The organism is Veillonella dispar (assembly GCF_937975875.1).
GTDB lineage: Bacteria > Bacillota > Negativicutes > Veillonellales > Veillonellaceae > Veillonella > Veillonella dispar_B.
The window spans coordinates 1-6,825 of the sequence record NZ_CALJSP010000018.1 but is presented as its reverse complement, the minus strand read 5'-3'; the positions used below and the strand labels follow the sequence as shown (position 1 = coordinate 6,825).

6 protein-coding genes are annotated in these 6,825 nt (G+C 37.5%); all 6 read left to right on the top strand.

Annotated features, from left to right (window positions below; genetic code table 11):
- Nucleotides 1-1,231 (top strand): translocation/assembly module TamB domain-containing protein (locus Q7P05_RS00745; protein ID WP_303930051.1); only part of this gene is annotated, 1,231 nt, incomplete at its 5' end.
- Nucleotides 1,232-1,408: 177 nt separating this feature from the next.
- On the top strand, nt 1,409-3,580 hold the full coding sequence (locus Q7P05_RS00740) for an outer membrane protein assembly factor (RefSeq protein ID WP_295220137.1): 2,172 nt from the start codon (nt 1,409-1,411) through the stop codon (nt 3,578-3,580).
- Nucleotides 3,581-3,687: 107 nt separating this feature from the next.
- The gene (locus Q7P05_RS00735) at nt 3,688-4,176 is read left to right on the top strand and encodes an OmpH family outer membrane protein (RefSeq protein WP_303930049.1); all 489 of its coding nucleotides are present in this window, start codon (nt 3,688-3,690) and stop codon (nt 4,174-4,176) included.
- Between the two features lie 29 nt (nt 4,177-4,205).
- On the top strand, nt 4,206-5,177 hold the full coding sequence (locus Q7P05_RS00730) for a hypothetical protein (RefSeq protein WP_303930048.1): 972 nt from the start codon (nt 4,206-4,208) through the stop codon (nt 5,175-5,177).
- 11 nt (nt 5,178-5,188) lie between these two features.
- Nucleotides 5,189-5,719, top strand: coding sequence for an OmpH family outer membrane protein (locus tag Q7P05_RS00725; protein WP_129823845.1), 531 nt, complete (start codon nt 5,189-5,191; stop codon nt 5,717-5,719).
- 31 nt (nt 5,720-5,750) lie between these two features.
- On the top strand, nt 5,751-6,782 hold the full coding sequence (gene lpxD, locus Q7P05_RS00720; RefSeq protein ID WP_303930046.1) for a UDP-3-O-(3-hydroxymyristoyl)glucosamine N-acyltransferase: 1,032 nt from the start codon (nt 5,751-5,753) through the stop codon (nt 6,780-6,782).
- The last annotated feature ends 43 nt before the right edge of the window (nt 6,783-6,825 follow it).

The following is a 6,825-nucleotide window of genomic DNA, read 5'->3' as shown; positions in this document are numbered from 1 at the left end:
TATTGATTTTAACGAAGCAGATATGGCTGTTATCCCTCTTCTTACAACTAGTGTTAAGGAGGCAACAGGTCCGTTAAAAGGCACGGTTCACATTACAGGCACTATTGATCAGCCTGAAGCATATGGTACTGTATCGGTACGTAATGGTTCGATGAAATTGGCAAGTGTAGAAAATCAAATTACTGGTATTGATGGTGACTTAATTTTCTCTGGTCAACAAGGTGATTTCCAATCTCGTATTAATATGGGTAAAGGTTCTGCAGGTTTAGCTGCTAAAGTAAACTGGGCCGGTCATAGCCTTACTAATTATAAGGCCGCAGTTCAGCTTGATGGCTTAGAGGTGCACAGTGAATATGTACGAGGACCATTAAATGGTGAACTTTATATCGCGGATAGAGATGGTTTGCCTACATTGATAGGTACTTTGAATCTTGAAAAGATTCAATTCAAAATTCCTCTTTCCTTACAATCTAGTGAAAGTAGTACCAATATGGGGGTAGACGTTACCATCCATGCTGGCAAGGGTGTACGCCTATATGATCGTACTTTGTATAATATGTTCATTGGTGGTGATGTTCACTTTGGCGGAACGTTACAAAACCCAACAGCTAGTGGTCAGTTTGATGTTAAATCTGGTACATTTAAATACTTAAGTCATGTATTTAATATTACGAAGGGGAATGCACACTTCGTGGGTGGCTCCTATTTGCCAAACTTACAATTAGAGGCTGAAACAAATGTAAGTAATTATAATATTCTGCTCGGCGTAAAAGGCACGGTAGATCACATGGATTTGACTTTATCGTCTAATCCTAGTTTGTCTAGAAAACAAATTATTTCCATGTTGACCTTTGGCCGTGGGGCAGATTCAAATAGCAGTACATTGACAAATGAAGATGTAAATGCTGTTGCTACTGCAGGATTACAAATGTTTGCCTTTGGTTATGTACAAGATGCATTACAAAATACATTAGGGCTTGATAGAATCAATATTACGACTGGTTCCATTGATCCTGATGAACCGACTAATCGAGAAACTGCTGGCAATTACAATATCGAAATTGGCAAGTATATTGTGCCGAAAGTTATGCTTACCTATTCTCAAGGTATTAATAATAAACAAAATAAATATGGTGTAGAATATTCTGTCAAACGTAATCTTAAGTTTACTGCATGGCGCACATCGCAAGGAAACAATTATATAGGTGGTCGTTGGACAAGGAGCTTCTAAGTTTATGACTAGAGTGTGTAAATCCCATGGATATGCACATTCTAGTCATATTAATTTCATAAAATTTGTTTAATATAGTACTCATTCCCAGTATTTTATGCTATAATAATAAAGATTTATTAGTCTTTATAAAACAAGATGTAAACTTTTTATGGGGATGAGTTCTAGGAGGAATTTATGTTTAAACCAAAAGCCTATAAAAGTATGCTTGCAGCATCTGTGTTGACTGCTGTCATGGGGACAGGCAGTGTATTTGCTGCAGAGGTACAAGCTGGCTATACTCCAGATTTAAATAACACAACAACAACTAGTGCAGCTACAACAAATGATGCTACTACTACACAAGCAGTTTACAATGCTGATGCAGCTACACCTGCAACAACACAAGATGAAACTGATGCAGCTATCTTAGCGGCTCGTGGTGATACAACTGTATCTAGCGATGGTACTGTAGTTAAAGGTTCTGACGGAACTGTTACAGTTAATAATGCTGCTTTAAAAACAGATGACAAACAAGTAAAAATGGTATCTAAAACTACTGGTGGTACTGACCTTGATAAGGCTGCTGAAAATGGCCAAACTCAAGCTGTTACAACTGTAGAGGCTCAATATGTTACATCTGCTAATGCTGAGTCTATTAACCCATATGTAGGTAAATTGATTACTGGTTTATCTATTTCTGGTGTAACAGCTGAACAACAAGCACAACTATTGCCTATTTTGTCAGAAAAAATTGGCGATGCTGTATCCGTTGATGGTGTATTCAAAGACGTAACTAACCTTGGTAATACTGGATACTTCTCTGAAGTAAATCCTGTATTCACAACTGTACCTGAAGGTGTTAAATTGGACTTTGCTGTTACAGTAAATCCAATTACTACTGGTGTATCTTTCGAAGGTAATACAGTTTATACTTCTGAAGTATTGACTAAATTCATGGATCTTCAACCAGGTCAAGTCCTTAACTCCGTATATGTTGGCCAGAAAGTTCAAGGTATTAATGCAGCATATGCTCGTGATGGATACATGTTGGCACACGTTGATGGTATTCGCGTAGATGACCAAGGTGTGCTTCACGTTCATATCGTAGAAGGTATTGTAGAAGATATCGTTCCTGCTGGTAACAAGAAAACTCGCGATAAAGTTATTACTCGTGAATTCGTTCAAAAGAAAGGTAAACCTTTCAATAAATTCTTGGTACGCCGTTCTGTAGAACGCGTATACAACCTAGGCTTCTTTGATGATGTAAATGTTCGCATGTTGCCTGGCGATCAAGATCCTAACAATGTAATTATTGAAATCGATGTTTTGGAACATAAAACAGGTACTATTACACTAGGTGCTGGTTACTCCAAATCTGATGGTTTGATGGGTATCATTGAATTTGGTGAAGATAACTTCCGCGGTACTGGTGACAAATTTAAAGTTCACTGGGAAATCGGTGGTAAGAAAAAATACAAAAACTACCAAATTTCTTACTTGAAACCTTGGATTGATAGCAAAGGTACATCCCTTGGCTTCTCCTTCTTCAACCGTGAAGATGAATACACAGATTATAACGAAGATGGTAATGAAGTAGCTGAATATAACAAGAAATCTCGTGGTTTCAACATTTCCTTCGGTCGTCAAACTGGGGAATATACACGTGATTACTTGACTCTTGAATCCCGTAAAGATTCTTATAAATGGGATAGTGATGATAGTTCTGGTTATCGTTATGATAGAAATGCTGGCAAAGGCCAAAACTGGGATAATGGTTCCTATAACTTTGCAGATGACAAATATGTAGACAAAAACTTCGGTCGTATCAATTCCATTACATGGCAAAAAGTATACGATTCCCGTGACAATATCTATGATCCAACACGTGGTCGTCGTATTTCCTATACAGCACAATGGGCTGGTCATGGCTTAGGCGGTGACTTCGACTTCTACAAATTCACAGCTGAAGCACGTATGTATAAAAAACTAGGTGCTAAGAATGTATTGGCATTCCGTGCACGTGGTGGCTTTATCCAAGGTGATGCTCCTTATAGCCAATTATTCACATTGGGTGGTGCTGACTCCTTACGTGGTTATGAAGATGATCAATTCCGCGGTAAGTATATGTACAATGCTACATTGGAATTCCGTTTCCCAATCGTTAAAAAGGTTAGTGGCGTATTGTTCACTGATATCGGTGATGCATGGGATGCACCAAATGTTTCTTGGTACAATAGCAAGAAAACATTCAACTATGGCGTTGGTGCTGGTGTTCGTATTACTACACCTATTGGTCCAGTTAAACTTGATTATGGCGTGGGTAAACATAAAAATAAATTCCACTTCAGCTTCGGCACACAATTCTAATATAGTAAATGTATATGGTGGAGGCCTCTTTTCTAAAGAGGCTTTCACCAATATCTCTATATGGCATCCTTTGATGTAGTAATTTAAAGAAATGAGGGCACTCTATTATGATGCGAATGATGAACAACAAGGCGAATGTGAAAATTTTCTCCATCGTCATTGCTGCTATTTTTATTATCGGTATTGGTGCATTAGCATACACTCAAATGGCTACACCTAGTGGTAATGGTGGGGCTAGTACAATTGGTGTTATCGATACATCTCGTATGATGTCTCAAGATAATCCAATTTATATCTCTGCAGCTCAAGAATATATGAGCTATCAAAGCCAATTACAACAAGAAACACAAGCAAAAATTGATGCAGCACAAGATGATGCGACTAAACAAAAATTAGCTGAAGAAGCACGTCAAAACTTGGCAAAAAAAGATCAAGAAATTGCTAAATCCGTTCAAGATAAAGCGATGGAAGCAGCAAAAGCTGTAGGTGATGCAAAAGGCCTTAGCGTTGTAATGACTAAAGACACTGTATTATATGGTGGTGTAGATATTACAGATCAAGTATTGAAAAAATTAGCTAATGATGCGAAAAAATAAACTGTAGTTCTATGTAAGGGAGAACGACAATGGATGGGAAAAAACGATATATCGGATTTGCCATATTTCTCGTTGTTGCATTATGTGCTATGGTTTGGGCCTATGGATTTGTGACGAATCGTCAGCAGAGTCCTGATGGGGTATCAATAGGTGTTGTACGTATTGATGATGTATTAGAGTTTAATCCTTCTTATGAGGATTATAAACAAGCTAAAAATGAATTGGACCTTTTACAACGTCAGTATGAACTTGAACAACAAGCTCTAAATGCCAAGTCAGAGACACAAGAGGAACAGTTGAAATCTCTTGCATTAGATTCAACCTTGTCAGATGCTCTTACGGTGGAATTGCAAACTCGTATTGCAACAAAAGAAAATGAATTGAATCAGCAATTGAATGCAAAACGAAACGAACTTACGCAAAAATATTTGGCTGAGTTAAAAGTTAGCTCTAATGAATATGATTTAGAAATCGTTAATCTACAGTTAGATCTTTATGCTTATGATGCTCGTGTATACATTAATGATGCACAAAAAGAAGCAGCTATGGCAGAGAAGGCTAAGAAAGAGGAACGATTGAAGGAGTTATTAGCTAAGAGAAAACCATCTAATCTAGATGTGGACTCTATTAAGGCTAAAGTACAAGCAGAACTTGCTCCTATGCAACAAAAAGGGCAAGAAGAGCTTAACCAATATGCAGCATCTTTACAAAAGGAATTGGCTGCAAAACGGGATACTATGGTACAACAACAAGCACAATCTATTATTGCTAATAATAACTTACCTGTTGCACAGGACTGGAATGATTCTTGGGCTAAAAAGCTTTCGGATAAAGAAGCTGAAGTGAGTGCACTTCATGAGGCCATTTTAGAAGATGTTCGTATGCGTGTAGCAATTATTGCAGAGGAACAACATTTAGATTTAGTCATCATCGATGATGGTGGTAATATTAAGGGGCTTGATATTACTGATGCTGTAAAAGCGTCCTATCGAGTTCAATAAGGAGTTATATTATGAATAAACGTATTAAATCTTTAGTATTAGGTGCATCCTTAGTGGCTTCTATGGCTATTTTAGGTGGTTGCGGCTCTAATAATATTGGTTATGTTGATAGCGTGAAAGTAGCAAACAGCACTGAAAAAGGTATTGAAATCACTAAAGAAATCAATGCTAAGAAAGCTGAGTTGGATGCTAAAATTGCAGCCGCTGATGAAGCATCTAAACAAAATGTATTTAATCAAGCTAATCAAGAGTTAAACGCCTTTGCCAATGCAAAAGCACAAGAATATCGTCAATATCAAGAACAAAAAGTTGGTGAACTTGTAAAAGAGAAAAAACTTGATGTTGTTATTGAAAAAGGTGCTGTTGTTGGTGGTGGCTCCGATGTGACTGATGATTTGATTGCGAAGATGGGCAAAGCTTCTGATGACCAAATTAAAGAAGCTGAAAATGCGGCTAAAGCACAAGAACAACAAGATGCACAACAAAATGCTCAACAAGCAGGTCAAACCACAGCAGTTAATACTGAGGAAAGTGCACAATAATTAAGGATTATTACAGGGGGAGGAGTTTACCTTGGAAAAAACTTTACAGGAACTCGCAACATTAGTAGGTGGTCGTGTTATAGGCGATGCATCTATTGTTATTACTGAGACACGTAGCTTTGAACAAGCCGTAAAACAATCCATAACTTTTGCAGTAGGTGAATATGTTGAACATATTGCATTATGCCAAGCGGGTGCTGTGATCGTTGAATCTGAAGTGAAAGATGCACCGATGGCTCAAATTGTAGTTGATAATGCAAAAGCAGCATTTGCACAAGTGTTAGAACTCTTCCATCCACCTGTTGTTGTTCCTAGAGAAGTGCATAGTACTGCTATTATTGGCGAAAATGTAACGATTGGAAAAAATGTTTCTATTGGTGCCTATTGTGTTATTAATGATAATGCAGTCATTGAAGATAATGTAACAATTCGCCCATATGTTTATATTGGACATAATGTGCGTATTGGCGAAGGTTCTGATATTTATGCAGGCGCTATTGTTCATGAAAATTGTATTTTAGGTAAACGCGTTGTATTGCGTGCTAAAGCAGTAATTGGTGGCGAAGGCTTTGGTTTTGCTACAGAGAATGGCGTACATACACATATTCCACAAGTTGGTAATGTTATTCTTGAAGATGATGTTGAGATTGGATCTTGTACAACAATTGATAATGCTACAATGGGATCTACATTAGTTCGTCGTGGTACAAAAATTGATAACCTTGTACATCTTGGTCACAATGTGGAAATTGGTGAAGATTGCTTCTTAATTGCTCAAGTTGGTATTGCAGGTAGTACTAAATGTGGTAATCATGTAATCTTTGCAGGTCAAACTGGTTGTACTGGACATATCACAATTGGAGATAATGTACAATTTGCTGGAAAGACTGGTATTACAGGTAATGTACCATCTAATTCTATTATGGCGGGCTATCCTATGAGACCACATAAAGAATGGTTAAAATTGGCAGCCTATGAAAACCGTTTGCCGGATATGGTTAAAACAGTAAAACAACTACAAAAAGAAATTGACGCTTTGAAAGCACAGCTGAAGGAGAGCTAATAATCCATGTATAGGTTTATGAAAATCTTTAGTGCCTTTATTT